Here is a 26,258-nt window from a genome sequence, read left to right on the forward strand (position 1 = left end):
AAACCTTTTATTGCACGGCAAACTGCTGACGAACTTTACGCATCAGCAGGAACAGCCACGGCCAGAGCACACCATTCACTACACTACTCCAGAACACTTCCGGTCGGAAAGAGACATTGATCACTAAAAACTCTGCCCAGAAAACAACGATATCCGCAGCAAGCGACAACAACATCACCACCAGCGCCTGTTGCCAGAGCGCGAGGTTACGAAAGAGCTGGAATTTGAGTGCGACGAGGTACGCAATAATGCTCATGGATAAGGCGCGCACGCCAAGCGTAGAGCCACTAATGAGATCCAGTATGGCACCCATCACAAAACCTGTGCCGACATTTACGCGGTGCGGCAGGGCCAGGATCCAGTAGAGCAAAATGAGCAATACCCAGTTTGGCCGGAAGACAAGGATGTCGTCCGGCCAGGGCATAATTTGCAGCAACAGTGCTATGAGAAACGAGAGCCAGATAACCCAGCGTCCCTGGCTACGATAACTTGCCACTACTGCCCTCCCTGGGAGAGTCGTGGTGGCGGTGGCGCATCCGGCGGAGGCTGCGTTAATCCCGTAGCAGGAGCAGGGACTGGCGCAGGTGGCCCCATAGAGTCTGCTGGCGGAAGCACCTGCGGCATCATTTGCATCAGGCGTTCATTCGCAACACGGTGAACCTCTTCCGGGGTCATCGGGTTAGTGCCGTTACGATCGGCGCCCCACAGCAGCAGCAAATAGCGCAAACGCTGTAAACCGGCCGTTGGACGAGCCTGAATCACGGTGTAAGCACGCTGAGTATCCAGCTTCACAGACGAGACCACCCCTACCGGATAACCTTCAGGGAATCGTCCGCCAAGGCCGGATGTCACCAGCACATCGCCCACACGAATATCCGTATTGGCTGGCAGGTGTTCCAGTTGCAGATCGTCCGTACAGCCGTTACCGGCCGCGATCACACGGATGTCGTTACGCAGTACCTGAATCGGCAGTGCATGGGTTGCATCGCAAATCAGCAGAACGCGGCTGGTCAGTTTCGCGACCGCCACAACCTGGCCGACAACACCTTTATCACTGATGACAGGCTGGCCTTCATAAACCCCGTTGACGCTACCTTTGTCGATCACCACCTGATCGCTGTAAGGATCGTTTACGGTGGAGATAACCTGGGTCACCATTTTCTGCTCGTCCTGACGCAGCGGCGAGCCAAGCAGTTCACGCAGACGCGCGTTTTCCTGCTTATATTGCCCAAGCATCAACAGCTCGCTATTTTTCAGCAGCAGTTCCTGACGTAACGCCCGGTTTTCAAGTTCGAGCTGGTCACGTGAAGACAGCGTTTGAGAAACGGAGTCGAGTAATTCACGGGGACCATTTGATACAAAGTAGAAAGGACTGACGGCGGTATCCATGTACGTTCTGATTTGGCTGAACGTACCGAGGCGGCTATCGGCAATAATGACACCAAGCGCCACCAGAACCGCCAGGATCAGGCGAAACTGTAGCGATGGGCCACGGCTAAAAATTGGCTTCATAGGCTATGCGTATTCTCGCGTCAGAGAGAAAGGGTAGCCATTCGCTACCCTTTCACAACCGACTACTCTTCGCTGAACAAGTCGCCGCCGTGCATGTCGATCATTTCCAGCGCCTTGCCACCACCACGGGCGACGCAAGTCAGTGGATCTTCTGCAACTACGACAGGAATACCTGTCTCTTCCATTAACAGGCGGTCGAGGTTACGCAGCAGCGCACCACCACCGGTCAGCACCATACCGCGCTCTGAGATGTCAGAAGCCAGTTCTGGTGGGCACTGTTCCAGGGCAACCATTACCGCGCTCACGATACCGGTCAGCGGCTCTTGCAGCGCTTCGAGGATTTCGTTGGAGTTCAGGGTAAAGCCACGTGGAACGCCTTCAGCCAGGTTACGACCACGAACTTCGATTTCGCGAACTTCGTCACCTGGGTAAGCAGAACCGATTTCGTGCTTGATACGCTCTGCGGTGGCTTCACCGATCAGAGAGCCGTAGTTACGGCGCACATAATTAATAATGGCTTCGTCGAAGCGGTCACCACCGATACGTACGGAAGAGGAATAAACCACACCGTTCAGGGAGATAACGGCCACTTCAGTGGTACCACCACCGATATCAACCACCATAGAACCGGTCGCTTCAGACACAGGCAGACCCGCACCGATTGCCGCAGCCATTGGCTCTTCAATCAGGAACACTTCACGCGCACCAGCACCCTGAGCGGATTCACGGATTGCACGACGTTCTACCTGCGTTGCACCAACGGGCACACACACCAGAACACGCGGGCTTGGACGCATGAAGCTGTTGCTGTGAACCTGCTTGATGAAGTGCTGAAGCATTTTTTCAGTCACGAAGAAGTCAGCAATAACACCGTCTTTCATTGGGCGGATCGCGGCGATGTTGCCTGGGGTACGACCCAGCATCTGCTTCGCATCATGACCCACAGCAGCTACGCTTTTTGGCGAGCCGGCACGGTCCTGACGAATGGCCACAACGGAAGGCTCATTCAATACGATGCCTTGTCCTTTTACATAAATAAGGGTATTCGCGGTACCCAGGTCAATGGACAGGTCATTGGAAAACATGCCACGAAATTTTTTCAACATACTAAGGGATAATCCTGAAAGCTGGGGCGGAAAACAAAATCCGCTTACTTTACCAACCACACGCAGCAGCGACAAGGCGCAAAAATCGTCTGCTACGGTGAAAATTAGTGCAGTACGTTTCCTTTGTTACAAATTCATCCCCTGAGTCCATCAGGGCTGAGTAAACAGTAGCGTCCCTCACTTTCATTTGTAACCAGTCAAAGGTCGTTCACTGGCTTTTGCTCGTCATACTCAAAGCTACAGGCGCGATATTCTACGTGAAAACAAATTAAACGGCAGGTCAAACAGAGTATCTTTGCAAATATTTTTTCACATTGGTGTCAAGAGGCTGAGAGGACGCAAAAAAATCGCCCTGACCGCCCGCAACACCGCGCTCTGTCAACATCTGCCATTCGCCTCTGGAGCGCACGCCGGTGGCAAATACTTGTGTTCGCGTTCCTTTGCACGCTTCAACCAGGCTCTGAACCAGAAGCTGATTTTCCGTGCGTTTTTCGATATTCCTTACCAGCCCTGGATGAAGCTTCAATAATTCGACATCCAGTTCCTTGATCCAGCTGGTGCTGACCAGCGTCAGGCCCGCCTGCGTGACCGCCACACGAGCGCCGAGCGCATTCATCAAACGTACCACCGGGCGTAACCGGCTGATGTGTTGACCTACATCCGCCTCAGCAAGTTCAAAAATAATGCGTTTGCGTTGCGATTTTTCGCATTGCATTAATACATCGCGTAGCCAGCGCTGAAAACGCGAGCGAATCAAAGACTCGACGGTGACCTGTAACGCCAGGTTTTCCTCAGGCCAAAACGTTAAGAAAGGAATAAGCCGCGTAATTTGCTGGCGGTCGTACTCTTCTGATAACCCAAATTGCAGCACCATCGGCAGATACTCTGCCGAAATCACCTCTTCCGTACCGTCGAAAATACGGCACATCAGTTCACGGTGATGTACATGACCGTCTTTCATGACCGCCGGTTTTTGATAAATACGTGGCCCGCCGCGACTCAGCATTTGCTCAATCAGCGTCCGCCAGCGCACATTCCCGCGCCCTTTTTCCGGCAGCGAATCATCATATACGGCCCACCCGTTCGCTCCTTGCAACACAGCGTTACGGGTAGCGGCTTCCGCATGTTCCATGACCTGTTCAGTCGATTGCCCGCCGCGCCAGGCGCAGATACCAATATGGACCATGTCATCCCTGTCGAGCATTTTACTTTGCGGCAGGGCATCAACAGCTTTAAGCAGTTGACCTGCAATACTTTCCGACTCTTTTAGCGTGCGGTGCGGCAACAGCACGGCAAAATCGCTGCGGTGATAGCGCGCCAGCAGCGAGCCAGGATAGCGCATAATAAAGGTCGACAGCAGGTTGATAAGGACAAAGAGATTATCTTCCGCCACGGCCCGTCCCCAGTTGTCCCGCAGCAGATCAAAATCGGGCAGGCGGATCATCATCACGACCCCGTGCGTACCCACTTTTTCAGGATCATCCAGCAGTGTAGCCAGCTGATTATCAAAGAAGAGACGGTTATTCAGACCGGTTTTATTGTCCTGCGCGGCGTAAGAGCGAATCAGTGTATCCATCCGACTGCGCTGATCGCTGGCAAACTGGATCTCCGAAAGCAGCACGTCCAGAGCGCTGCTGGTGCGCGACGGCCATTCGTAGATTGACCCGCGAACCTGCGGACCACGTTCGCCATTTAAAATGCGTACCGAGCGATTTTCCAGCAATTCCTGCCCTGAAAGCTGACGACGCTGCCAGCGCACGGCCAGAAAAATCAGCAACACAATAAACCCGACCGCCAGCGTGAGCGGCGCGGTGGTCATTAAAGAGCGGAAGTAATTTGCCATCGGATCCTGATAAACCAGTTTAATGGTCATACCTGGATTTTTAAGCGAGTGGACTGTTACTTCACGATACTGATTCATCATGCCTGCCGGACGGTAGCTTCCCTGTCGGGCATGGCTGAAGACGAGCGAATTCCCCTGGCGGATGTCTATCTGGACGATATCAACCGGTACCATAATTTCATCCAGCTCACGCGACAGGGTCGGCAGTGGCGTGGTCACCAGGCGCGTATCAATAACTGATGCCACAGACTGAATACGGTTTACCAACTTGTCCTGAATGGCGTTATAAAAACTCAGGGAACAGCCGATAAGCGTGACAAAGATGGTGAGCCCCGTCAGCAGCGTGATAAAAGCCGAGAATTTCGTCGTTAATCGCATCCTTGAGATTACTCCGTGGGTTGATGGGGTAGCGAGTAAGCGCTAACTTGCATTTCAAATGCGGCATACTACCAAACCTGGTGTATCTGGCAATTTATTGCGTTAAATCGGCATTGGCTTTCAATGAGCGAGTATAGTCTTCAGAAAATTTTTTCCAATCATCATACGTAGTGAGGACCCTGTATGCAGGCTTTGATCTTAGAACAGCAGGACGGCAAAACGCTTGCCTCGGTGCAAACCATTGAAGAGAGCCGTCTGCCGGAAGGTGACGTAACCGTCGACATCGACTGGTCCAGCCTGAATTATAAGGATGCGCTGGCCATCACTGGCAAAGGCAAAATCATCCGTAATTTCCCGATGGTTCCAGGTATCGATTTCGCGGGCCGTGTGCATACGAGCGAAGATCCTCGCTTCCATGCTGGGCAGCAGGTGCTGCTCACCGGCTGGGGCGTTGGCGAAAACCACTGGGGGGGTCTGGCGGCGCAGGCCCGGGTGAAAGGCGACTGGCTGGTGCCGATGCCGACAGGTCTGGATGGCCGTAAAGCGATGATCATTGGCACCGCAGGCTTTACCGCCATGCTCTGCGTGATGGCGCTGGAAGATGCCGGTATTCGTCCTGAGTCTGGTGAAATCGTTGTCACCGGAGCCAGCGGTGGCGTGGGCAGTACTGCCGTGACGCTGCTGCACAAATTAGGCTACCAGGTTGCTGCCGTAACAGGACGTGAAAGCACCCACGACTACCTGCGCCAACTGGGCGCAAACCGTATTCTGGGACGTGACGAATTTGCCGAAACCCGTCCGCTGGAAAAACAGATCTGGGCTGGTGCGGTCGATACCGTGGGCGACAAAGTGCTGGCAAAAGTGCTGGCGCAAATGAACTACGGCGGTTGTGTAGCGGCCTGCGGCCTGGCGGGTGGATTTGCCCTGCCAACCACCGTCATGCCATTTATTCTGCGCAATGTGCGTTTACAGGGGGTGGATTCCGTCATGACCCCTGCGGCGCGTCGTGCAGAAGCCTGGGAACGCCTGTCGCGTGACCTGCCAGAATCGTTCTACGCCCAGAGCGCAACGGAAATCAGCCTTAGCCAGGCACCGGAATATGCCAGTAAGATCATGGATAACCAGTTCCACGGCCGCGCGCTGGTGAAAATTGTCTAATCTTCAAATTTTCGTGACATATTCGCGCTAACCCTTCTCCTCCGTCATGCTTAGAAAAACGCATGACGGAGGATGCCATGAAAACCAGAAAACTGACGGAAGCCGACGTAACGTCCGAGTCTGTCTTTATGTTACAGCGCCGCCAGATCCTGAAAATGCTTGGCATCAGCGCAACCGCCCTGACGCTCTCACCGGCAGCCCATGCTGACCTGCTTGACTGGTTTAAAGGCAACGATCGCCCGAAAGCCCCTTCCGGTGCGCCACTCACCTTTACCAAACCGGCGGAATGGCAAAGCAAACTCACGTTAACACCTGAAGACAAAGTCACCGGTTACAACAACTTCTATGAGTTTGGTCTGGATAAGGCCGACCCGGCAGCCAACGCGGGCGGCATGAAAACCGATCCCTGGACGTTGAAAATTGACGGCGAGGTCGCAAAGCCCCTGACCCTGGATCACCACGATCTGACCACCCGTTTCCCGCTGGAAGAACGCATTTACCGGATGCGCTGTGTCGAAGCCTGGTCGATGGTCGTGCCCTGGGTGGGATTCCCGCTGCATAAGCTGCTGGAGATGGTAGAACCCACCAGCAATGCAAAATATGTCGCTTTTCAGACGCTCTACTCACCTGATGAGATGCCCGGCCAGAAGGACCGGTTTATCGGCGGTGGGCTGGATTATCCTTACGTAGAAGGATTGCGTCTCGATGAAGCCATGCATCCGCTCACTCTGCTGACGGTGGGTGTTTACGGTAAAGCCCTTCCGCCACAAAACGGCGCACCCATTCGCTTAACCGTGCCGTGGAAATACGGATTTAAAGGGATTAAATCGATTGTCAGTATTAAGCTCACCCGCGAGCGCCCTCCTACTACCTGGAATCTGGCAGCACCCGATGAGTACGGTTTTTTTGCCAATGTGAATCCGCATGTGGATCACCCTCGCTGGTCACAGGCCACAGAACGTTTTATCGGCTCAGGCGGCGCACTGGACGTTAAGCGTCAGCCAACGCTGCTGTTTAACGGCTATGCTGATGAGGTCGCTTCTCTGTATCGCGGCCTGAATTTACGGGAGAATTTTTAAGTGCGTTTAAGCGTAAAACAGATAACCTGGCTCAAGGTCATTTTGCACTTAGCGGGATTGCTTCCTTTTATCTGGCTGTTTTGGGCAGCCAGTCACGGATACTTCAGCGCCGACCCGGCAAAGGATATTCAACACTTTACCGGTAGGATGGCTCTGAAATTTCTGCTGGCCACCTTGCTGGTTTCGCCTTTAGCGCGCTACGCTAAACAGCCATTATTGATACGTACCCGTCGGCTTTTAGGGCTATGGTGTTTTGCCTGGGCGACGCTGCACCTCACCAGCTATGCGCTGCTTGAGCTGGGTATTAACAATCTGGCATTGCTGGGTCGTGAGCTGGTTACGCGTCCTTATCTGACGTTAGGTATTGTCAGCTGGCTGATTTTGCTGGCACTGACGCTGACCTCGACGCAATTTGCGCAGCGGAAACTGGGCAGGCGTTGGCAATTGCTGCACAACTTCGTCTATCTTGTCGCGATCCTCGCTCCCATACATTACCTATGGTCGGTGAAGATTTTATCCCCGCAACCCATCATCTACGCCCTGCTCGCACTGGCCCTTTTAGCGTGGCGTTACAAGAAGTTCCGCCAGTGGATGAGATAGTTCGCGAAACTGTGCGTTTTCCCGCAGATTACTTATCCGCCGCGACTCTTTTTCGGATAGCGGTTGATAATCTTCCCTGATAAGACCAGTATTTAGCTGCCAAATGCTACGAAATCGTTATAATGTGCGACCTTGGTTTTCCTGACAGGGGTTTTAGGCCTCTGAAAAGGTGACAATCGCGCATCGAAGGTATATTTTGTTTTTTACCGGAGAATCGCAGGAGATAGCAGCACAATGGCTGACAAGTTCCAGATCTTAGTTTTGAACGGACCGAACTTAAACATGCTCGGCACCCGTGAGCCAGAGAAGTACGGCACCCTGACATTGAGTGAAATTGTTAACCGTCTTGGGACGGAAGCGGCCTCATTGAATGTGGATTTGGATCATTTTCAGTCAAACGCGGAGTACGCAATCATCGACCGTATTCATCAGGCTAAAGACAATGTGGACTATATCCTGATCAATCCGGCCGCGTTTACGCACACCAGTGTTGCTATCCGTGACGCGCTGCTTGCGGTGAGTATCCCGTTCATCGAGATCCACCTCAGCAACGTACATGCGCGGGAGCCGTTCCGTCACCATTCGTATCTGTCAGATATCGCCGCTGGCGTTATCTGCGGACTTGGTGCGGACGGTTATTCATACGCTTTACAGACAGCGGTAAAACGCTTGTCACAATCACACTAAACAAGAGTACGGAACCCACTCATGGATATTCGTAAGATTAAAAAACTGATCGAGCTGGTTGAAGAATCAGGCATCTCCGAACTGGAAATTTCTGAAGGCGAAGAATCTGTACGCATCAGCCGTGCAGCCCCAGCCGCTAGCTTCCCGGTAATGCAGCAAGCTTACGCTGCACCGATGATGCAGCAGCCTGCGCTGGCCGCAGCCGTTGCACCAGCAGCAGAAGCCGCACCTGCAGCAGCTGCAGAAATCAGTGGTCACATCGTACGTTCCCCAATGGTTGGTACTTTCTACCGCACCCCGAGCCCGGACGCGAAAGCGTTCATCGAAATCGGTCAGAAAGTCAATGTAGGCGATACCCTGTGCATCGTTGAAGCCATGAAAATGATGAACCAGATCGAAGCAGACAAGTCAGGTACTGTGAAAGCGATTCTGGTCGAAAGTGGTCAGCCGGTTGAATTCGACGAGCCGCTGGTCGTCATCGAGTAACGAGGCGCACATGCTGGATAAAATTGTTATCGCCAACCGCGGCGAGATTGCTCTGCGTATTCTTCGTGCCTGTAAAGAACTGGGCATCAAGACTGTCGCTGTGCACTCAAGCGCGGATCGCGATTTAAAACACGTATTGCTGGCGGATGAGACGGTCTGTATCGGCCCGGCTCCGTCCGTAAAAAGCTATCTGAACATCCCGGCTATCATCAGCGCCGCTGAAATCACCGGCGCGGTGGCAATTCATCCGGGTTATGGCTTCCTCTCTGAGAACGCCAACTTTGCTGAGCAGGTTGAACGCTCTGGCTTTATCTTCATCGGCCCGAAAGCCGACACCATTCGCCTGATGGGTGACAAAGTGTCTGCAATCACGGCGATGAAAAAAGCCGGTGTTCCAACCGTTCCAGGTTCTGACGGCCCTCTGACCGACGACATGGATGCTAACCGTGCTCATGCTAAACGCATTGGCTACCCGGTTATTATCAAGGCGTCCGGCGGTGGCGGCGGTCGCGGGATGCGCGTTGTGCGCAGCGACACCGAACTGGCGCAGTCCATCTCCATGACCAAAGCTGAAGCGAAAGCGGCTTTCAGCAATGACATGGTGTACATGGAAAAATACCTGGAAAACCCACGCCACATCGAAATTCAGGTGCTGGCAGACGGTCAGGGTAACGCTATCTATCTGGCAGAACGTGACTGCTCTATGCAGCGTCGTCACCAGAAAGTTGTTGAAGAAGCACCAGCACCGGGCATTACCCCGGAACTGCGTCGCTACATCGGCGAGCGTTGCTCTAAAGCCTGTGTGGATATCGGCTATCGCGGTGCAGGTACCTTTGAGTTCCTGTTCGAAAACGGCGAGTTCTATTTCATCGAAATGAACACCCGTATTCAGGTAGAACACCCGGTTACCGAAATGATCACCGGCGTTGACCTGATCAAAGAGCAGCTGCGCATTGCTGCTGGTCAGCCTCTGTCCATCAAGCAGGAAGAAGTTATGGTGAAAGGCCATGCGGTAGAATGCCGTATCAACGCCGAAGACCCGAATACCTTCCTGCCAAGCCCGGGTAAAATCACGCGTTTCCACGCGCCGGGTGGCTTTGGTGTGCGTTGGGAGTCTCATATCTACGCCGGCTACACCGTACCGCCGTACTATGACTCAATGATCGGTAAGCTGATTTGCTACGGCGAAAACCGTGACGTGGCAATTGCCCGCATGAAGAACGCCCTGCAAGAACTGATCATCGATGGTATCAAAACCAACGTTGACCTGCAGATGCGTATCATGAGTGACGAGCACTTCCAGAATGGTGGAACTAACATCCACTATCTGGAGAAAAAACTCGGTATGCACGAGAAGTAAGACTGTATCGACGCTAAAAGGCCGGACTTTCCGGCCTTTTTTATTTCTGGGGATCAGAAAGCCCCATCATGTACAATCCCCGCTTTCTTCATCCACAAGGGACAAAAAATGGACACGCGTTTTGTTCAGGCCCATAAAGAAGCGCGCTGGGCGCTGTGGCTGACCCTTCTCTATCTTGCTGCATGGTTAGTAACTGCTAACTTACCTGATTCCGCTATTGGCATCACCGGCTTGCCGCATTGGTTTGAAATGGCCTGCCTGCTGGTACCGTTGGTATTTATTCTGCTCAGTTGGCTAATGGTGCGCTTTATCTTCAGCGATTTCTCACTGGAGGATAAAGATGCAAAGTGAAATCATCACCGTACTGGTCATCTATTTAATCGTCGTGTTTGGCCTTTCGGCCTGGGCTATGCGTAAACGCAGCACCGGCTCTTTCCTGAGCGAGTATTTCCTCGGTAGCCGCTCAATGGGCGGATTTGTTCTTGCCATGACCCTGACTGCTACCTACGTCAGCGCCAGCTCCTTTATCGGTGGGCCGGGTGCAGCGTATAAATACGGTCTGGGCTGGGTATTGCTGGCCATGATTCAGGTGCCGACTATCTGGCTTTCACTGGGTATATTGGGCAAAAAGTTTGCCATCCTCGCCCGTCGCTATAACGCCATTACGCTTAACGATATGCTCTTTGCGCGTTACCAGAGCCGCGCGGTAGTATGGATTGCCAGCGTCAGCCTGATTGTCGCCTTCGTGGGTGCGATTGCCGTGCAGTTTATTGGCGGTGCTCGTCTGCTGGAAACCGCCGCCGGGATTAACTACGAAACCGGGTTACTTTTCTTTGGTATCACCATTGCGCTGTACACGGCATTTGGCGGTTTCCGCGCCAGCGTGCTGAACGACACCATGCAGGGCATGGTGATGCTGATTGGTACACTGGTGCTGCTGGTCGGGGTGATTTACGCTGCCGGTGGTTTGCACAATGCGGTTCAAACGCTTGAACAGATCGATCCTAAATTGGTCAGCCCGCACGGTGCTGACGACATCCTCACGCCTGCCTTTATGACCTCATTCTGGGTTCTGGTCTGTTTTGGTGTCATTGGTCTGCCGCATACCGCAGTACGTTGTATCTCTTATAAAGACAGTAAGGCCGTTCACCGCGGCATTGTCATTGGAACGGTTGTAGTGGCGTTGCTGATGCTGGGAATGCACCTGGCAGGCGCACTGGGGCGCGCGGTATTGCCACACCTTACCGTGCCGGATCAGGTGATCCCAACGCTGATGGTGCAGGTTCTGCCGCCGTGGGCTGCCGGGCTGTTCCTTGCGGCGCCAATGGCAGCAATTATGTCTAACGTTAACGCACACCTCTTGCAGGCTTCGGCCACGATCATCAAAGATCTGTGGCTCAGCGCGCGTCCGGCTAAAATGCATAATGAGCACAAGCTGAAACGCATCTCCACCTGGACCACGCTGGTGCTTGGCATCCTGATGATGTTAGCCGCATGGCGTCCGCCAGAGATGATCATCTGGCTCAACCTGCTTGCGTTTGGCGGGCTGGAAGCCGTGTTCCTGTGGCCACTGGTTCTGGGGCTGTACTGGGAGCGGGCAAATGCCGCTGGTGCCTTAAGCGGCATGATTGTCGGTGGCGTGCTGTATGCCGTCCTGGCGACATTTAAAATTCAGTATCTGGGCTTCCATCCGATTGTGCCTTCGCTACTGTTAAGTTTGCTGGCGTTTGTGGTGGGTAACCGTTTTGGCCAACCCGTGCCACAGGCTGCCGTAATTTCTACTGATAAATAAAGAGTTTTGCCATGCCGTGGATCCAACTAAAACTGAACACAACCGGCGCTAACGCCGAAGAGCTGAGCGATGCGCTGATGGAAGCCGGTTCGGTTTCCATCACCTTCCAGGACACGCATGACACCCCGGTGTTTGAGCCGCTGCCTGGCGAAACACGCCTGTGGGGCGACACCGACGTTATCGGCCTGTTCGACGCAGAAACCGACATGAAAGAGGTGGTCGCGACCCTGGAAAACCACCCGCTGCTGGGTGTTGGCTTTGTGCATAAAATTGAACAGCTGGAAGACAAAGACTGGGAACGCGAGTGGATGGATAATTTCCACCCGATGCAGTTCGGCAAACGTCTTTGGATCTGCCCAAGCTGGCGCGATGTGCCGGATGAAAACGCGGTCAACGTGATGCTTGATCCGGGTCTGGCGTTTGGTACGGGTACACACCCGACAACGTCACTGTGCCTGCAATGGCTGGATGGACTGGATCTGGAAGGCAAAACAGTGATCGATTTCGGCTGCGGATCCGGGATCCTCGCGATTGCCGCACTGAAACTGGGCGCGAAAAAAGCCATCGGGATCGATATCGATCCGCAGGCGATTCAGGCCAGCCGTGATAACGCCGAACGCAATGGCGTATCCGATCGTCTGGAACTGTATCTGCCAGACGCCCAGCCAGAGGTCATGAAAGCCGATGTAGTGGTCGCTAACATCCTGGCTGGCCCGTTACGCGAACTGGCCCCGTTAATCAGCGTGCTGCCCGTTGAGGGGGGTCTGCTGGGCCTTTCTGGTATCCTGGCAAGCCAGGCAGACAGCGTTTGCGAAGCCTATGCCGATCTCTTTGCGCTCGACCCTGTGGTTGAGAAAGAAGAGTGGTGTCGTATTACCGGCCGTAAAAAATAAGCTTTTGGCGTGGTCATCTGACCACGCCTGCCTTCCCCGAATTTTTCTCTCGCCGCCAGATGTTCTTCGGTAAAATAACCCCATCAATCATATTGTTAATATATGGTTGAATTACAAAAATTCACCGGAAGAATATTATGACTCACTTAACTGGCAAGGCAGCGCTGTTCGCGCTGAGCATTATCTCGGCTTCTGCTTATGCATCGCACTGGAGCTACCAGGGAGAAGGCGCACCGGAACACTGGGGTGAACTGGATGACGCGTACAAGACCTGCCAAAGCGGGATGAATCAATCACCTGTCAATATTGATTCAACTGCCAAAGCGCATCTCTCCCCGCTGCAAACACACTACACCGATGGCCCTGTGACCCTGACAAATAACGGCCATACCATCCAGGCAACTGAAAAAGCAGAAACTCGCGACACCATCACCCTCGACAAGCAATCCTGGACGCTACAGCAATTCCATTTCCACGCACCGAGTGAAAACACCATTCACGGCAAAAAATACGCGATGGAAATGCATTTGGTACATAAAAATAGCGATGGCGAGCTGGTCGTGGTTGCGGTGATGTTCGATAAGGGTGCCGCAGCTCCTGAGCTTGAAAAACTGTGGAGCGTAATGCCCGAGCAAGCCGGGCAGAGCGTCGCCATCAAGCAGGATCTTGATCTCAATAAGCTTCTGCCAAAAAATAAAACCTACTGGCGCTTTAGCGGTTCTCTGACCACTCCGCCGTGCTCCGAAGGTGTGACCTGGATTGTTCTTCAGCAACCACTCACCCTTTCTGCCGCGCAACTGGCAAAATTCACCCATACCATGCATCACGATAATAACCGCCCGGTACAGTCACTTCATGGACGCGTCGTTGTCGAATAACGTGCATTTTTTGCGCTAAGATCATGTTCTAAATTGCGACGCAGATCGCATAGAACCGGGATAATCCGCTGCAAAAAACAGCAGATTATCCCGCTTAAGTGATACCTTTATTCAGAAATGATGAGAAGTTACGGGAAATTGTAAGAGACGATAAAATAACCGTTATCGCATAACATAATGATTTAAATAGTGAATAATTTTCACCGCTGGCCCTGAGCGGCGATTCATTGATCTACAACAGTGGATTGTTCAAAGTTTGGCCTTTCATCTCGTGCAAAAAATGCGTAATATACGCCGCCTTGCAGTCACAGTATGGTCATTTCTTAACTCATGCGCATCGGACACCACCAGCTCAGAAATCGCCTGATCGCAGCCCCTATGGCAGGTATTACCGACCGGCCGTTCAGGACGCTGTGCTATGAGATGGGAGCAGGTTTAACCGTTTCCGAGATGATGTCGTCTAACCCGCAAGTGTGGGAAAGCGATAAGTCCCGCCTGCGGATGGTGCACATAGATGAACCAGGTATTCGTACCGTGCAAATTGCCGGAAGCGTGCCTGAAGAGATGGCAGATGCCGCGCGTATTAACGTGGAAAGTGGCGCCCAGATTATTGATATCAATATGGGTTGCCCGGCCAAAAAGGTGAATCGCAAGCTTGCAGGTTCAGCCCTTCTGCAATACCCCGACCAGGTGAAGTCAATCCTGGAGGCGGTTGTCAGCGCGGTGGACGTTCCTGTTACGTTGAAGATTCGCACGGGTTGGTCGCCGGATCACCGTAACTGTGTAGAGATTGCCCAACTGGCCGAAGACTGTGGCATTCAGGCCCTGACCATTCATGGACGCACTCGCGCCTGTTTGTTCAACGGTGAAGCTGAATACGACAGCATTCGGGCAGTTAAGCAGAAAGTTTCCATTCCGATTATCGCGAATGGCGACATAACTGACCCGCTTAAAGCCAGAGCTGTGCTCGACTATACGGGAGCTGATGCTCTGATGATAGGACGTGCCGCTCAGGGAAGACCCTGGATCTTTCGGGAAATCCAGCATTATCTGGACACTGGAGAGCTGCTTGCTCCACTGCCTCTGGCAGAGATTAAGCGCTTGCTTTGTTCGCATGTTCGGGAATTGCATGACTTTTATGGTCAGGCAAAAGGGTACCGAATTGCGCGTAAACACGTCTCCTGGTATCTCCAGGAGCACGCTCCGAATGACCAGTTTCGGCGCACATTCAACGCCATAGAGGATGCCAGCGTACAGCTGGAGGCGTTGGAGGCATACTTCGAAAATCTTGCGTAATGAAATAAAGAGCTGACAGAACTATGTTCGAACAACGCGTAAATTCTGACGTACTGACCGTTTCCACCGTTAACTCTCAGGATCAGGTAACTCAAAAGCCCCTGCGTGACTCGGTTAAACAGGCACTGAAGAACTATTTTGCTCAACTGAACGGTCAGGATGTTAATGACCTGTATGAGCTGGTATTGGCTGAAGTTGAACAGCCACTGTTGGACATGGTGATGCAATACACCCGCGGTAACCAAACCCGCGCTGCGCTGATGATGGGTATCAACCGTGGTACTCTGCGTAAGAAACTGAAAAAATACGGCATGAACTGATACTAGTCAGTTAAATGCTTGTTTAAAAAGGCGCTCTTCGGCATGGGGAAGCGCCTTTTTTATTTAACTGACTGCACCACTGACTGCACAGGCCGCTGAACATCCTTGAACCACATTAAACCTTGATGTTGAATATCAGAAATCAACGTACAATATCAGAGGGATTTTATGGCTTCGGTAATGGAAGAACTGCTGGACGATAGCGAGAAAGCAGAACATCTCCAGTTAATCATGATTAGCACTGCAACGAACGGCACAACGCCTGCTGATGATTATGCAGAGTTGAGAAATTACTTTCTTGATAATCCGCTCTATAAGTCATTAGTGCCCAGCTTTGTGCGTAAAAGCAGATCTCTCGATCAGTTCTGGCAATTTATCAAAAGCAAATTCCCCTCATATGCTGAGCGCCGTACCTACATCTGGGCCGAATTCACCCCTTTGCTCGACTTCATAGAAGGCAAGAACCGAGCCCCAGCAGATGAAGTAATTACGGATGCTTTCAAATCTTTTGATACTGACGGGGTCCATGCTGTTTGGACAAAAGCTCTAGAGCGCAGACTAACAGATCCAGACGGAGCAATAACTTCGGCCAGAACGTTGCTAGAAACAGTCTGTAAGCACATCTTGGATGATATGAACGTCCCCTATAACAATAAAAATATTGAGATGTCTGAACTCTACAAGCTCGTTTCCAAAGAGTTAAATCTTTCTAGCGATCAGCATTCAGAAAGTATTTTTAAGCAAATATTAGGCGGGTGTTCCGCTGTTGTGAACGGACTTGGTACTCTCCGTAACCGTTTGGGAGATGCCCATGGTAAGAACAGAGCGGCCGTTAAACCCTCTCCGCGTCACGCTGAACTCGCAGTGAATCTCTCTGGCTCCATGGCGCTCTTTTTGATAAGTACCTGGCAACATAGAAAGGACTCTGATTAATTTTCATTTCACATGGCAAAAAAATTCAAGGAGTTACAAATGAACATTGAGGTAAAAAAAGCAGTGAAATGTTGGGCCGACCGACCAACTTGGTTTAGCCCCCATCCGATGGATGCGGCTGAATTTAAACGTGCGGTGTCAAACCTCAAGCGCCTATCCCCTACACCTACTTTCGAAGAAATCAAAGATGCAATAATGTTCTTTGTATCCGATGCGCCAACGATGTTAGGCACCCCTTCGGATATTCCTCAGGCAGTTCATGATTTCGCAGCAAAAATGTACAACAAACTGTAATAAAATGCGGGCTCGATCAGCCCGCAATATTAATTAAAAATTTTAAACTCACGGGCGAAGCCATAACTAAAGACAGGCCATAGCCATTTTACCCCATGGGTTTCCATATCCGGCTGTAAATGCGTGCATTCTGACCTCTGAGCCCTCACCGTCAGCATCCACCAGGGCAACAACTGAAGCACCTACATCAGAAACTGATACCACTATTCTGTAGCCCGTTTCAGTCTCCATTGTTGTTGCCGATGGGTTCAAATCTGACATCTTGGGTGCCAAGCAGCGAACTACCGCAGCTGGATTTTTTGGGCTTTTACCAGTGAAAATTGGGGGTTTGCTAGTAATAGTGTCTACTGAACAACCAGCCAGTAAAATCGATGCGACAAACAAGGAAAATATCTTTCTCACTTCATCCCCTTCTTTATGTTTGAATCCAACCGTATAACGGATATGCAGGCTTAATTAATAGTGTTTGGCGAATGGATAAATGACTCTTGATTTTTCTCAAGATGCGCCTTCATACGCTCACACCAACCCGCAAAAATAGCTTGATCTGTACCAGGGTAAGCTGTCAGAAAACACATAAGTATTTCGTCGGTAAGTTTGTCCTGCTGATCCCAGTCAACAATGAACTGTCTAAAAAGAGCGTAGGCCTTCGCCGGGTCCCTGTTCTGCCATGTTTCCACAACCTTATCGAAAGGAGGAACAATGTAAGTTACCTCCACCGGCAATGGCTCGTATTTCGTTGGTATTAATACCTCTCGGGTAAATACCTCACCTTCCGGCCAGAGTAGCATCTGATTTGTCAAAGCTGATCCTCCACGTAGATACCCGCCGATATGATTGCTCCCCCGATACGGCGTTTACCGTAAAGCAATGGCACCGGATAGCCTTGCGCAGCAGTGTTAGTTACGCCTCCAAACGCGTATGAGGCCTTATTATCAGCACTTTGTTTGCTTGCAAGCCCCGTAGCCTGAGGGGAAAGAAGTTGGGCTACTCCTCCTACAGTCATCGCAGTACCAGCAGCAAACATCATATTACTTGCAGCAATTCCAATACCAGGCATCCAGATCGAGGCAGCCACTAGTACCGCGCCGAGAATAGTTTGTAACATCCCTGCTTTTTTACTTCCAATTACCACCGGAACGATATGAATCTCGCGTCCATTGTTCGGAAATTCCAGGTCATCTGCCCCAATGTTCTTTTTCCCGACATAAATCGCATACGTTAAACCGCGAGCTCTACTTGTATTCATGTATTTTTCGAATCCGGGAATTGTTACGGCCAGAGCCCGAAAAGCTTCATGCGTAGTCCTTACAAGGCGCTGGTGAGTTTTACCGAAGGTCTTACCTAGCGGGCCAAACATACGGATGGTAGCAAGTGTTTCATTGTTAGCTGTATTCATCGTTCTACTCCAGTCAGATACCGTTAAATGTCGCCAGCCGTTGTTTGTGGCTGTCGCTCATGTCGAAAGCAAAATCCTCGTGCTCAGCCTGGAAGGTTCCGAACGCCATTAGCGCGGATACCGCCGGGTCTATCTTGTTAGAGGATTTCTTCTTGTTGGGCTTAATGTTGGCGTTGGCGTCAGACTCCATCACCACGTTCCCAATCGCCCAGGCCAGAACCGGATCGCCACGGTGGCGAACCACTCTGCGATTAACGAACACCTCAAAGGATTTCGCCACCGGACTGAATTTGAGATAGGTTTGCGGGAACGGCTCCACATCAAGCCCCGCCCCCTGTAGCTGGGTGCGCAGGTGCGTGGCGTTCCACGTATCGAAACCCACCAGCCGGATATTGAAGGTTTCAGCATCGCGCAGAATATCGTCACGGATGCGGTCATAGTCGATGCAGTCGCCGGGCGTGGTGCGTATCCAGCCCGCTTTTACCCACTGGCGGTAGATGGCGCGGTTTTTGTTGGCGACGTTAAGCAGCTGTGCTTCCGGCAGATAATGACGGGTAAGGAGTCTGATCTCCCTGTCGAACGGGAACGCGTAGCTTACGCTGGTGATGTCGCTGGTAGAGGACAGGTCAAACCCGGCGTAGCACTCCATCCCGGCAAGGTCTTCTTCGGTATAGTCGAGCGCACAGGCATCCCATGCCCCGGCCCCCATCCACGGCGTGGAGCCCTGGCACCAGATATTGAAACGCTTGGTCAGCATTTCGACCCACTGCGACGGTATGCCCCGCGCTTTCTGGATAGTGGATTCCAGTTTCGCCGCATCAACGGACACATGCAGATTAGGGTTAGCCTTGATCCACATTTCAGGCAGCTCAACCTCGCTTTCGTCGTCCAGTTCGTAGATCAGGACAAACAGCGAATCGTTGCTCTCTTCCCCGGCCAGAATCTGGCAGCAGTAGTCATAATGCTGCTTACAGGCAGAGACAACGTTACTCCCGGCGGTCGTAATAGCGAATAAAATCGCCTCCGGACGTGCGCCCATACCCAGCTCAAGCGCGGAATAAACACCATTATCCGGGTGAAGGTGGTATTCATCGACAATCGCCAGGCTGGGGTTAGTCCCCTCAATGGTGGCCGCTTTCGCCGCCAGAGGCTTTAACAGGCTGTTGCTTTTCGGGAAAATGACCTTATGTGCCTGGATATTGACACGCTTTTTCAGCGGTTTTGACAGCAGGCACATCTGGCGGGCATCGTCGAATACGATTCGGGCCTGATCACGACTCACCGCCGCCGTGTAGATATCCTGCTGGCCCTTCTCCATCACCAGAAACCAGTTAGCCAGCATGGCGGCCACGGTTGATTTTGCGTTCTTACGCGGCACCTCAATAAATGCGCTGCTGTACTTCCGGCGCCCTGACTCGCTGTTCCTAAAGCCCAGCAGATTAGCAAAGGCGAACTGTTGCCACGGCTCCAGCTCTATAGGCTGGCCGCGCAGCGGACCTTTGACGTGTGGACAGAGCCGGGAGAAAGCAATAAACCGCTCCACGGTCGCCGTATCGAACTCATAACGGGGGTCATTCAGGTCTGAAAAGTACCTTTCAACGGCCTGTTTTACGCGCTTACAGGCCGGAATTTCACCGGATTTAATGGCGTTTGCGTAATCATTCCAGACGGTCAAGCTCGTCCTCCTCTTCCGTTTCTACCGGATTACGGCGGCGGCTTACCGGATCAAAGCCCAGCAGCGACGACATTTTAATCATGATTTTTTCAGCGTCGGCCTTTGCGCTAAGCGCCGGATTACGGCTCTCGCCGCCCTGGCTGTTAACAATGCTGAATCCGCGGCTGGCAAGGTCTTCCACTGCTTTGCGGTACATCGAATAGTTAACGCAAAAAAGCTCAAGGTTGTTCCAGTCGGCGGGAGTCAGATCCCCGCGTTCGGCCAGTTGCTTTGCCTTCGCCTTCCACTGCTGCGCGGCTAACTCATCAAGGTAAGCGGGCGGTTTTGGTGGTCTTGCCATAAAAATTTCTCGTTTCCATCGCGTTTTATTTTCAAAAAAATCACCGTGCGTAAAAATTTGAGGGGGCAGGCGGTGCCTTGCAGCAGGGGGTTTGTCTTTAAAACCTCCCCCACCCCGCCCATGCCGCCTGTCATCGGTTGCGGAAGCATTCCATAAGCTCCCGGTCACGCTGGCTCATGCGCTTTGCTACGGGCTTCGTGTGCGCTCTCTGTCTAGCTGGTTGCCATGCCTCGCGCTGCTTTATCAGCCCACTAATCAGCCGCTGCTGTTCCTGCTCAGTCATTGTCAGCCTCATGCATCCAGTCATTGCGATGGGCTGCACGATCTTCCTGCTCACGGTACAGCCCTGCTTTTCGCTTCGCTTTGGTGGTTGGGTCTTGCTGTGTGGTCTTCTGGTTATGATGAGCCTGGCATAACGGCTGATGATTCCACTCAGGCCAGAACAGAACATCATCACCGCCGTTGATAGGGATGATGTGATCGACAATCTTTGCAGGAACGTAGAGGCCCAGCTTCTGACACTCAACGCACAGCGGATAGCGCTTAAGGTACTGAGCGCGGTACTTCTCCCATGAGGCTGAATAACCACGGGCGCGACGGTGGCCGCGTCTGGCATCCTCTGCCCGCCACGCTTCTCGCTTATGCTCGTCACACTTGCCAGACTTCACCCGTTTATTGCATCCCGGCTCTGTGCACCGGCGTAGTGGTTGCCACGGCATCAGTACACCCCCACATCTCGGTAGACAGACCACAACGCAGAGACAGCCATCGGTATCTCTTTGGCGTCGGTGTCACCGATCATCGTGCGGTACTCGTACAACTGAGAAACGTACATCAGACAGCCGATCTTGATAGCAGGGGTGAACTCCAGACCGTTATCAAATCGCTTGCCGATATGCTTCTGGCAGACCTCCAGCGCAGCTTCGATGTACGCCTGTATCAGCGTATCTTCGTAATCATCATCAATACGGCAATGCAGCTTTGCTTCTTCCAGACCGATTAACTCACTCATTGAAAATGCCTCCCTTGCACAGCAGCTCAAGCCGGGTGTGATCCACATCAGGAATGACGGCCACGATGCCATAAACCTGCCCCCGGACGTTTGGCGAGCGATACAGAATGCGGTTTGCGGTGGTGATATCGTCGCGGTAGCGCGTCCAGATTCGCACAGTGGCTTCGGAGTAAAGCGCCCCGGAAGACATGCGCTCACGCCCACTGATAGCACGAATTTCAGCCCAAACGGTGGCAAGGTCAGACCATACGTAAATAACCTGCCCCATCTGATCCCGATGAGATTCTGACTTCTGGAAGGTGATGCGGCGCTTCATCTTTCCGGCTCTCATTCATCACCTTCCTTGTTGTCCTTGCTGATCTTTACTTCCTGCTTCCATGCCTGGCTAAATTCGTCACCACCTTCACGCGGCGGCATCCCCTCACGTTCACGGGCTTCGTTCGGGTTCATGATCCCGTTCTTAATACCGCGCTCATAAGTAGCGTAACGTTCGGTTGGCGTGGCGCGGAGAAGGTCAGCAGAATCAAACTCCACCTGATAGCGGGTTCCCGGAACCGGAGAGGCCACCAGCAGCGCAGATTTGATTTGTTGTTCGAAGTTCGCCAGCCACGGACGCATTGTCATAGTGAGAAATGCGCGGCTCGCTTCGCTGAAATTGCTGTAGGTGCTGTTGCTGTATTCCTGCAAGAAGATGGGCGACACGTTGAACATGCGGGCAATGTCTTCAATGGTGAAGCGACGGGAGGCTAGCCATTCGGCATCCTGATTGCTCATGCCAAGCTGCTTGTAGTCCATGCCACCTTCAAGGATCGGTGTTTTACCGGCATTTCTGGCGCCCTTGTAGCGATCCAGTGCATCCATCGCCTGTTTGCCCTTCACGCTATCGAGCCACTCTTTAGTGACCACCACGCCAGCCGCCATCATGCCATCTTTCATAATGCTGGCACCGTGGCGCTGCTGTGCCAGACCTAACCCCAGCGCCTCACGGCAGACGGTGATAGGCGAACGCCCCAGAAAGCCATCATCGGTGGAGTAACGCAAGTGCAGAATCTCTTCCTGTAGATAGGTGCGCACAGCCCCGGCAAACGGCTCAGTAACGGTGTATTTGTACTTATGCTGGCCGATACGCTCAGGAACAACCGCCCCCGGGGCATAAGGGTGCAGGGATTGAGGCTGACCATCACGGCCCCATTGGATCACCGCATAGGCGTTACCGTTAAGCAGACAGTGGCGCATCATTGTGCGTTTAAACTGGTAAGGCGTCTGGCAGTCGTTCGGCTGCTCATTCAGGAGAAAATCCACTGGGTGATTGCTCAGCCATTCTCGCGCCTCACGACCATTATCATTACGGACGCGGTAGAGATAGCAGGGCATTGTTGCTACCGCCTCACTGATAACTGATATGGCGTTCATGACCGCCGGCAGAGATTCCGCTGTACCCGCAGACACATACTCGCCTGATCCGGTATTTGGAATCCCTGCCATCGCCAGCCACTCATCAATGGTCATACTGCGCTGTTCGGAGGGTTCATACTTACGGCCAAACGGCCAGATATTCCACATATCAAAGCCCCGCTAATTCAGCCCAGCGGCGACGGTTATCGCCAGCGCGGCGCAGTTCAGGATGTTGGGAGAAAAGCGAACGGTGCGCGATTTCCACGCCAGACTCAGGATAAGCTGGCATAGAGGTAACGGTAATCTCCCGCAGTTCGGCAGCGGTAACAGTGCGCAAGTATGGGGACTGGCCGATATCCCACGCCTCTTTCAGCGCCCGGAAACCAAAGCTCATGCCGGAGATATCCCCGCGCTCCACCAGCTCCAGCACATCGTTGCCAAGCTGGGTATTCGGCGGGGTCAGCTCGAAGCGCAGCCCGGTATCGTCTTCGGACAGCACCAGCGTGCCGGATTTAGTGCGGCCCAGCAGCTGGGTATAGTTATGCTCGTACAGCGCACGCACATCGCTACCGGATGCCAGGCTGTCTTTAAATGCGCCCGGCGCAAACTGCTCACGGAACTCGTCCCAGATAATTTCTGAGAGACTGTTCCAGCGCACGGCATAGCCCACCAGCTTTTTGTTGCTGGCGCTCACTTCGGAGGTACGGATTTCAAAATCGATTGTTTTCATTACTGGACTCCACAGAGGGCAAAAAGGGGCCGAAGCCCCTTAAACGTCAAATCAGGAACCGGAGCCGGAAAGCTCAAGCACCTTGATGGCGTTGGAGTCCACCACGCCGCCGCCCAGGTATTTATCGGTATGCACCTTGTAGAAACCCGGTTCGGTGATGTTGTCAGGACGGGTACGCACGCCAGTGGTGTGATCCACGATGAAATAGCCGCGTTTGAAGTCGCCAACCGCAAGGAACGCTTTACCCGCATCCGCATCCGGCATGGTTTCCAGATACTGAACAGGACGGCCCAGCAGCGTATCGGGAGAACCGGCAACCAGACGATCGCGCCAGATGTAATCTCCGTTGCCGTTTTTCAGCTTTTGCAGTTTGGCGGCGGTGTTGGAGTTCATCACCCATACGGCATTTTTGCGGTATTTGGCTTTCAGCTTATACAGCAGGTCAATCAGACCATCAGAGGAAACGTCAGCGGCTTCCATCTTCTCCAGCGTGCCGAACGGACGGGTTTTATCAGCAGTGGCCGCGCGAGGGTAAGACAGGAACCCTTTGGATTTTTTATCACCGTCGCCGTTCACAAAGTCACTTTCTTCGGTAGCGGTGAAGGTGTCAGCGATTTCAGAAGACAGCCAGCCCAGAATATCCACCTCGGAGAAGTCGAGAATCTCCTGGGTGGTTTTCGGGTAGGCGTAGATCGGGTTGAGTTTGATATCAACACGCTCCATCTTCGGCGTGCTGGTTTCGGTACGTGATTCACCTTCGGTGCCGCGATTAACGGTAGTGCCGCCTACAGATACCAGCTTCTGGTATTCGTTGGTTTTGGTGGTCTTCACCGTTGCGATGGAGCGCATCACGCTATCATCCTGCAACTGGCGCATAATCTCTTTGTCCAGCTCAGGGATAACGGTATAGCCGCCGTCAGCCTGCACCAGCGTGGAGAGAGAGCGGGTATCACCGGTCATGATGTAGTGGCGTAGCTCGTCGTTGCTTACTGGCTCACCTTCAACGGAAGTGCCAGGCAGATTGCGCTGATCGTCGGCGACGGCTTCAAGACGGGTGATCTCAACTTCGAGGGCATCAGCCTGGGCGCGTAGTTCATCGAACTTTTTGCCCTCTTCTTCGTTCAGGCTGCGCTTTTCGGTGTCGGCTTTGTCCAGCATGGAGCGCATCTGGGTTTTGAGTGCGGTTTTCTGCTGGCGTAATTCGAGTAATTTCTTCATGGAGTGGTTTCCGTAACAATTAACGTTGAGACGTGAAACCAGCGCTTGGAGGAGAGGCCGTCAGTAAAGGAGCCTGTCTGAAGGGCAAAAAACCTGACGGCCAGTGGCGGCTCACGTCTGAGTGCCACTCTTTAAGATATGGATCAAATTATCGATGTAAATAAGGTATTTTTACTCCGAACATCCTTGAAAGTTAACGCACAAATAATTTACAAAAAGCAATGGTCAAAATGATGGGGATTCACATGACAAAAGAGATTCTTGCCGTTCCGGGCTTACATCCATCCCCGTTGTACAAAAGAACCTATAAATCCGTTCAAGACATTGATGAAAAACTAACCAAGCTAATTCATAGATGGCGATTTTTCAATGCGGGACCGCCTATGAAAGTTACTGCATATGATGGAACAGAAATCTGCTATCAAGGTGTGGCATTTAAAGGGTCTCCTGTTGATGTTTTTTGGAGCGGCTTTATCGGCCCTTACATTGAAAATTACTCAGTGAATGTATTAGAGCAGACCTCAGCCTTGGCAATTGAATGCCAATTTTCAATAGAGGAACCCATTGAAGAAGCAAAACTCCTATTACTTGTAATGGTTCGCAGGCTTTACCATGAAATGGCCGAGACAGATAAAATCTTAAGAGGAGATGGATTTTCCTTCCCAGAAAAGAAAGATGTCAGCGGTTACATTGAGAACATGTCCCGGAAGATTAAAGAATACGCTGAAATAGAAAAACTGAAAAAACCACTGCCAAATCATAACATATTCAATATAGATACTGTAAATAGCAAATATGTGCAATTTGGTACAAGTAATAACATTAACACTCAAGAACTAAGTGAGTTCTTCACAATGATCGCTTCTTCAGGTGAAGATGAAGTTATCACCCTCTCAAAAATACTTCTGAAGAGCATTATGTCAAAGAACTTACTGAGCAAAGAAAAATATGATTTTCTAATATCTATCTTTAAATCCCAGCCATGACTATTGCTTATTAAGCATTAAGCATTAAGCATTAAGCATTAAGCAACATAAACACAGCTACCAAAAGGAGTAACATGATGGATTTTGACGCTATGGCATACCCTGAAAAATTCACAATCGCAGGAACTGAATACAAAGGGCGCAGAAATTCAACTGAAAAAAAGGTACTAATTCCTTACACTGAGGAGCCAGACATCAGTATTGGAGATGAAATAACTCAAAAGCTTGGAAAGGGTGAAATATCCTTAAAAGTACTGGATATGTCATTCTTACCAGGAGGCACGCTTAATGTTGGCACTAATCACCCACACATGCTTACATTAAAGGTTGAAAATTTAACTGCCAATGAGCACAAGCCCAAACCATCCAGCCAAAACACGTTCAACATTGGTAGCGTATCAGGCACACAAGTTCAAATCGGTGAACGTAACCATCTTATTGTAAATATAAGTATCACTGAACTTGTTGAAAAGGTGTCTCAATCACAAGATCCTCAAGCAAAATCTTTACTTAAAGATTTATTAAATAATAGCACTGTAGCTAGTCTCGTTGGTGCTGGAGCCTCAGCATTATTAGCTTTGCTTTGAATAAATGGCCTGGCAAAGAACCAGGCCAAATAAATCATTTATCACTCATCCATTTTGGAGGTATTGGCATTCTTTCTCGAAAGGCCCGCAGGTGTTCAATCAAAGCATCAACCTGCTCTCTGTTTGTTGCAAGAATTTCATCTGATAAAGTGCTACGAATAAAATCATGATGGTCTATCCACAACAGACCGCCATTTGATAGAGCCTGACGGTAATCGGAGGTAGGCATTGAGCTCAGGTCATGAAGCCCAAACTGATCGTAATACTCTTTTATTTCCTGAACCGTAATAGGCATACATTC

The 26,258-nt window shown here is 51.7% G+C and carries 32 protein-coding genes; 16 read left to right on the plus strand and 16 right to left on the minus strand.

All coding sequences use genetic code 11. The annotated features are described in order from the left end of the window. Positions 1–7 precede the first annotated feature (7 nt). The 4 genes from mreD to csrD all read right to left on the minus strand — a co-directional run bounded on the left by mreD (position 8) and on the right by csrD (position 4,839). Complete coding sequence (mreD, locus tag M987_RS03220) at positions 8–496, minus strand: rod shape-determining protein MreD (protein WP_014071997.1); 489 nt, start codon at positions 494–496, stop codon at positions 8–10. Then, positions 496–1,512, minus strand: coding sequence for a rod shape-determining protein MreC (gene mreC / locus M987_RS03225; RefSeq protein WP_014071998.1), 1,017 nt, complete (start codon positions 1,510–1,512; stop codon positions 496–498). Before mreC ends, mreD begins: the two co-directional genes overlap by 1 nt. Before the next feature lie 62 nt (positions 1,513–1,574). After that, positions 1,575–2,618, minus strand: a complete 1,044-nt coding sequence (mreB, locus tag M987_RS03230; RefSeq protein WP_000913396.1) for a rod shape-determining protein MreB — start codon at positions 2,616–2,618, stop codon at positions 1,575–1,577. A gap of 280 nt (positions 2,619–2,898) precedes the next feature. After that, positions 2,899–4,839: an RNase E specificity factor CsrD gene (csrD, locus tag M987_RS03235; protein ID WP_014071999.1), complete on the minus strand. Its 1,941-nt coding sequence runs from the start codon at positions 4,837–4,839 to the stop codon at positions 2,899–2,901. A 183-nt stretch (positions 4,840–5,022) separates the two neighbouring features. Between csrD and acuI the strand changes: the two genes are divergently transcribed. From acuI to M987_RS03305, 14 genes are all read left to right on the plus strand, one after another. After that, positions 5,023–5,997 (plus strand): acrylyl-CoA reductase (NADPH), encoded by a 975-nt coding sequence (gene acuI / locus M987_RS03240; protein WP_014072000.1) that lies wholly within the window; start codon positions 5,023–5,025, stop codon positions 5,995–5,997. A 77-nt stretch (positions 5,998–6,074) separates the two neighbouring features. Next, positions 6,075–7,076 (plus strand): protein-methionine-sulfoxide reductase catalytic subunit MsrP, encoded by a 1,002-nt coding sequence (gene msrP / locus M987_RS03245; RefSeq protein WP_014072001.1) that lies wholly within the window; start codon positions 6,075–6,077, stop codon positions 7,074–7,076. Then, entirely contained in the window at positions 7,077–7,676 is a 600-nt protein-coding gene (gene msrQ, locus M987_RS03250; RefSeq protein ID WP_014072002.1) for a protein-methionine-sulfoxide reductase heme-binding subunit MsrQ, read from the plus strand. Between the two features lie 234 nt (positions 7,677–7,910). Further along, positions 7,911–8,363 (plus strand): type II 3-dehydroquinate dehydratase, encoded by a 453-nt coding sequence (aroQ, locus tag M987_RS03255; RefSeq protein WP_014072003.1) that lies wholly within the window; start codon positions 7,911–7,913, stop codon positions 8,361–8,363. A gap of 21 nt (positions 8,364–8,384) precedes the next feature. Next, the gene (gene accB, locus M987_RS03260) at positions 8,385–8,849 is read left to right on the plus strand and encodes an acetyl-CoA carboxylase biotin carboxyl carrier protein (RefSeq protein ID WP_014072004.1); all 465 of its coding nucleotides are present in this window, start codon (positions 8,385–8,387) and stop codon (positions 8,847–8,849) included. A 10-nt stretch (positions 8,850–8,859) separates the two neighbouring features. Beyond that, complete coding sequence (gene accC, locus M987_RS03265) at positions 8,860–10,209, plus strand: acetyl-CoA carboxylase biotin carboxylase subunit (protein WP_014072005.1); 1,350 nt, start codon at positions 8,860–8,862, stop codon at positions 10,207–10,209. A gap of 108 nt (positions 10,210–10,317) precedes the next feature. Further along, positions 10,318–10,560 (plus strand): YhdT family protein, encoded by a 243-nt coding sequence (locus M987_RS03270; RefSeq protein WP_014072006.1) that lies wholly within the window; start codon positions 10,318–10,320, stop codon positions 10,558–10,560. Continuing rightward, on the plus strand, positions 10,550–12,001 hold the full coding sequence (gene panF / locus M987_RS03275) for a sodium/pantothenate symporter (RefSeq protein WP_014072007.1): 1,452 nt from the start codon (positions 10,550–10,552) through the stop codon (positions 11,999–12,001). The genes M987_RS03270 and panF overlap by 11 nt, the downstream gene beginning before the upstream one ends. Positions 12,002–12,012: 11 nt before the next feature. Next, positions 12,013–12,894 (plus strand): 50S ribosomal protein L11 methyltransferase, encoded by an 882-nt coding sequence (prmA, locus tag M987_RS03280; protein ID WP_014072008.1) that lies wholly within the window; start codon positions 12,013–12,015, stop codon positions 12,892–12,894. Positions 12,895–13,031: 137 nt separating this feature from the next. After that, on the plus strand, positions 13,032–13,772 hold the full coding sequence (locus M987_RS03285; protein WP_014072009.1) for a carbonic anhydrase: 741 nt from the start codon (positions 13,032–13,034) through the stop codon (positions 13,770–13,772). A 330-nt stretch (positions 13,773–14,102) separates the two neighbouring features. Then, a complete protein-coding gene (gene dusB / locus M987_RS03290) occupies positions 14,103–15,068 on the plus strand; it encodes a tRNA dihydrouridine synthase DusB (protein WP_014072010.1) in 966 nt (321 codons plus the stop codon). A gap of 23 nt (positions 15,069–15,091) precedes the next feature. Further along, positions 15,092–15,388: a DNA-binding transcriptional regulator Fis gene (gene fis / locus M987_RS03295; RefSeq protein WP_000462905.1), complete on the plus strand. Its 297-nt coding sequence runs from the start codon at positions 15,092–15,094 to the stop codon at positions 15,386–15,388. 168 nt (positions 15,389–15,556) lie between these two features. Next, on the plus strand, positions 15,557–16,321 hold the full coding sequence (locus M987_RS03300; protein ID WP_014072011.1) for an abortive infection family protein: 765 nt from the start codon (positions 15,557–15,559) through the stop codon (positions 16,319–16,321). A gap of 39 nt (positions 16,322–16,360) precedes the next feature. Then, entirely contained in the window at positions 16,361–16,615 is a 255-nt protein-coding gene (locus M987_RS03305; RefSeq protein WP_014072012.1) for a hypothetical protein, read from the plus strand. Positions 16,616–17,067: 452 nt separating this feature from the next. Here M987_RS03305 and M987_RS03310 read toward each other — a convergent pair whose 3' ends face one another. From M987_RS03310 to M987_RS03355, 11 genes are all read right to left on the minus strand, one after another. Continuing rightward, positions 17,068–17,418: a hypothetical protein gene (locus M987_RS03310; protein ID WP_014072013.1), complete on the minus strand. Its 351-nt coding sequence runs from the start codon at positions 17,416–17,418 to the stop codon at positions 17,068–17,070. Beyond that, entirely contained in the window at positions 17,415–18,014 is a 600-nt protein-coding gene (locus M987_RS03315; RefSeq protein ID WP_014072014.1) for a tail assembly protein, read from the minus strand. Before M987_RS03315 ends, M987_RS03310 begins: the two co-directional genes overlap by 4 nt. A gap of 13 nt (positions 18,015–18,027) precedes the next feature. After that, positions 18,028–19,689, minus strand: coding sequence for a terminase large subunit (locus M987_RS03320; RefSeq protein ID WP_014072015.1), 1,662 nt, complete (start codon positions 19,687–19,689; stop codon positions 18,028–18,030). Further along, on the minus strand, positions 19,673–20,029 hold the full coding sequence (locus M987_RS03325; protein WP_000113647.1) for a phage terminase small subunit P27 family: 357 nt from the start codon (positions 20,027–20,029) through the stop codon (positions 19,673–19,675). The genes M987_RS03320 and M987_RS03325 overlap by 17 nt, the downstream gene beginning before the upstream one ends. A 130-nt stretch (positions 20,030–20,159) precedes the next feature. Further along, positions 20,160–20,312: a hypothetical protein gene (locus tag M987_RS24985; RefSeq protein WP_014072017.1), complete on the minus strand. Its 153-nt coding sequence runs from the start codon at positions 20,310–20,312 to the stop codon at positions 20,160–20,162. Further along, positions 20,305–20,748, minus strand: coding sequence for an HNH endonuclease signature motif containing protein (locus M987_RS03330; RefSeq protein WP_014072018.1), 444 nt, complete (start codon positions 20,746–20,748; stop codon positions 20,305–20,307). Before M987_RS03330 ends, M987_RS24985 begins: the two co-directional genes overlap by 8 nt. Beyond that, on the minus strand, positions 20,748–21,041 hold the full coding sequence (locus M987_RS03335) for a head-tail connector protein (RefSeq protein ID WP_001549740.1): 294 nt from the start codon (positions 21,039–21,041) through the stop codon (positions 20,748–20,750). The genes M987_RS03330 and M987_RS03335 overlap by 1 nt, the downstream gene beginning before the upstream one ends. Further along, positions 21,034–21,372 (minus strand): phage head closure protein, encoded by a 339-nt coding sequence (locus tag M987_RS03340; protein ID WP_014072019.1) that lies wholly within the window; start codon positions 21,370–21,372, stop codon positions 21,034–21,036. The genes M987_RS03335 and M987_RS03340 overlap by 8 nt, the downstream gene beginning before the upstream one ends. Further along, a complete protein-coding gene (locus M987_RS03345; protein ID WP_014072020.1) occupies positions 21,369–22,604 on the minus strand; it encodes a phage portal protein in 1,236 nt (411 codons plus the stop codon). The genes M987_RS03340 and M987_RS03345 overlap by 4 nt, the downstream gene beginning before the upstream one ends. A gap of 1 nt (position 22,605) precedes the next feature. Next, positions 22,606–23,166, minus strand: coding sequence for an HK97 family phage prohead protease (locus tag M987_RS03350; protein ID WP_000848270.1), 561 nt, complete (start codon positions 23,164–23,166; stop codon positions 22,606–22,608). A gap of 51 nt (positions 23,167–23,217) precedes the next feature. After that, complete coding sequence (locus tag M987_RS03355; RefSeq protein WP_014072021.1) at positions 23,218–24,384, minus strand: phage major capsid protein; 1,167 nt, start codon at positions 24,382–24,384, stop codon at positions 23,218–23,220. Between the two features lie 245 nt (positions 24,385–24,629). On the opposite strand from M987_RS03355, the gene M987_RS03360 reads away from it, so the two are divergent. Both M987_RS03360 and M987_RS03365 read left to right on the plus strand, forming a co-directional pair. Continuing rightward, a complete protein-coding gene (locus tag M987_RS03360; protein ID WP_014072022.1) occupies positions 24,630–25,370 on the plus strand; it encodes a hypothetical protein in 741 nt (246 codons plus the stop codon). A gap of 77 nt (positions 25,371–25,447) precedes the next feature. Further along, positions 25,448–25,957 carry a hypothetical protein gene (locus M987_RS03365; RefSeq protein ID WP_014072023.1) on the plus strand — a complete coding sequence of 170 codons (510 nt, stop codon included), beginning with the start codon at positions 25,448–25,450 and terminating at the stop codon, positions 25,955–25,957. A 34-nt stretch (positions 25,958–25,991) separates the two neighbouring features. On the opposite strand, the gene M987_RS03370 is transcribed toward M987_RS03365, so the two are convergent. Beyond that, complete coding sequence (locus M987_RS03370) at positions 25,992–26,252, minus strand: hypothetical protein (RefSeq protein WP_014072024.1); 261 nt, start codon at positions 26,250–26,252, stop codon at positions 25,992–25,994. Between the last annotated feature and the right edge of the window lie 6 nt (positions 26,253–26,258).

Source organism: Enterobacter soli ATCC BAA-2102 (genome assembly GCF_001654845.1).
Classification (GTDB): Bacteria; Pseudomonadota; Gammaproteobacteria; order Enterobacterales; family Enterobacteriaceae; genus Enterobacter; species Enterobacter soli.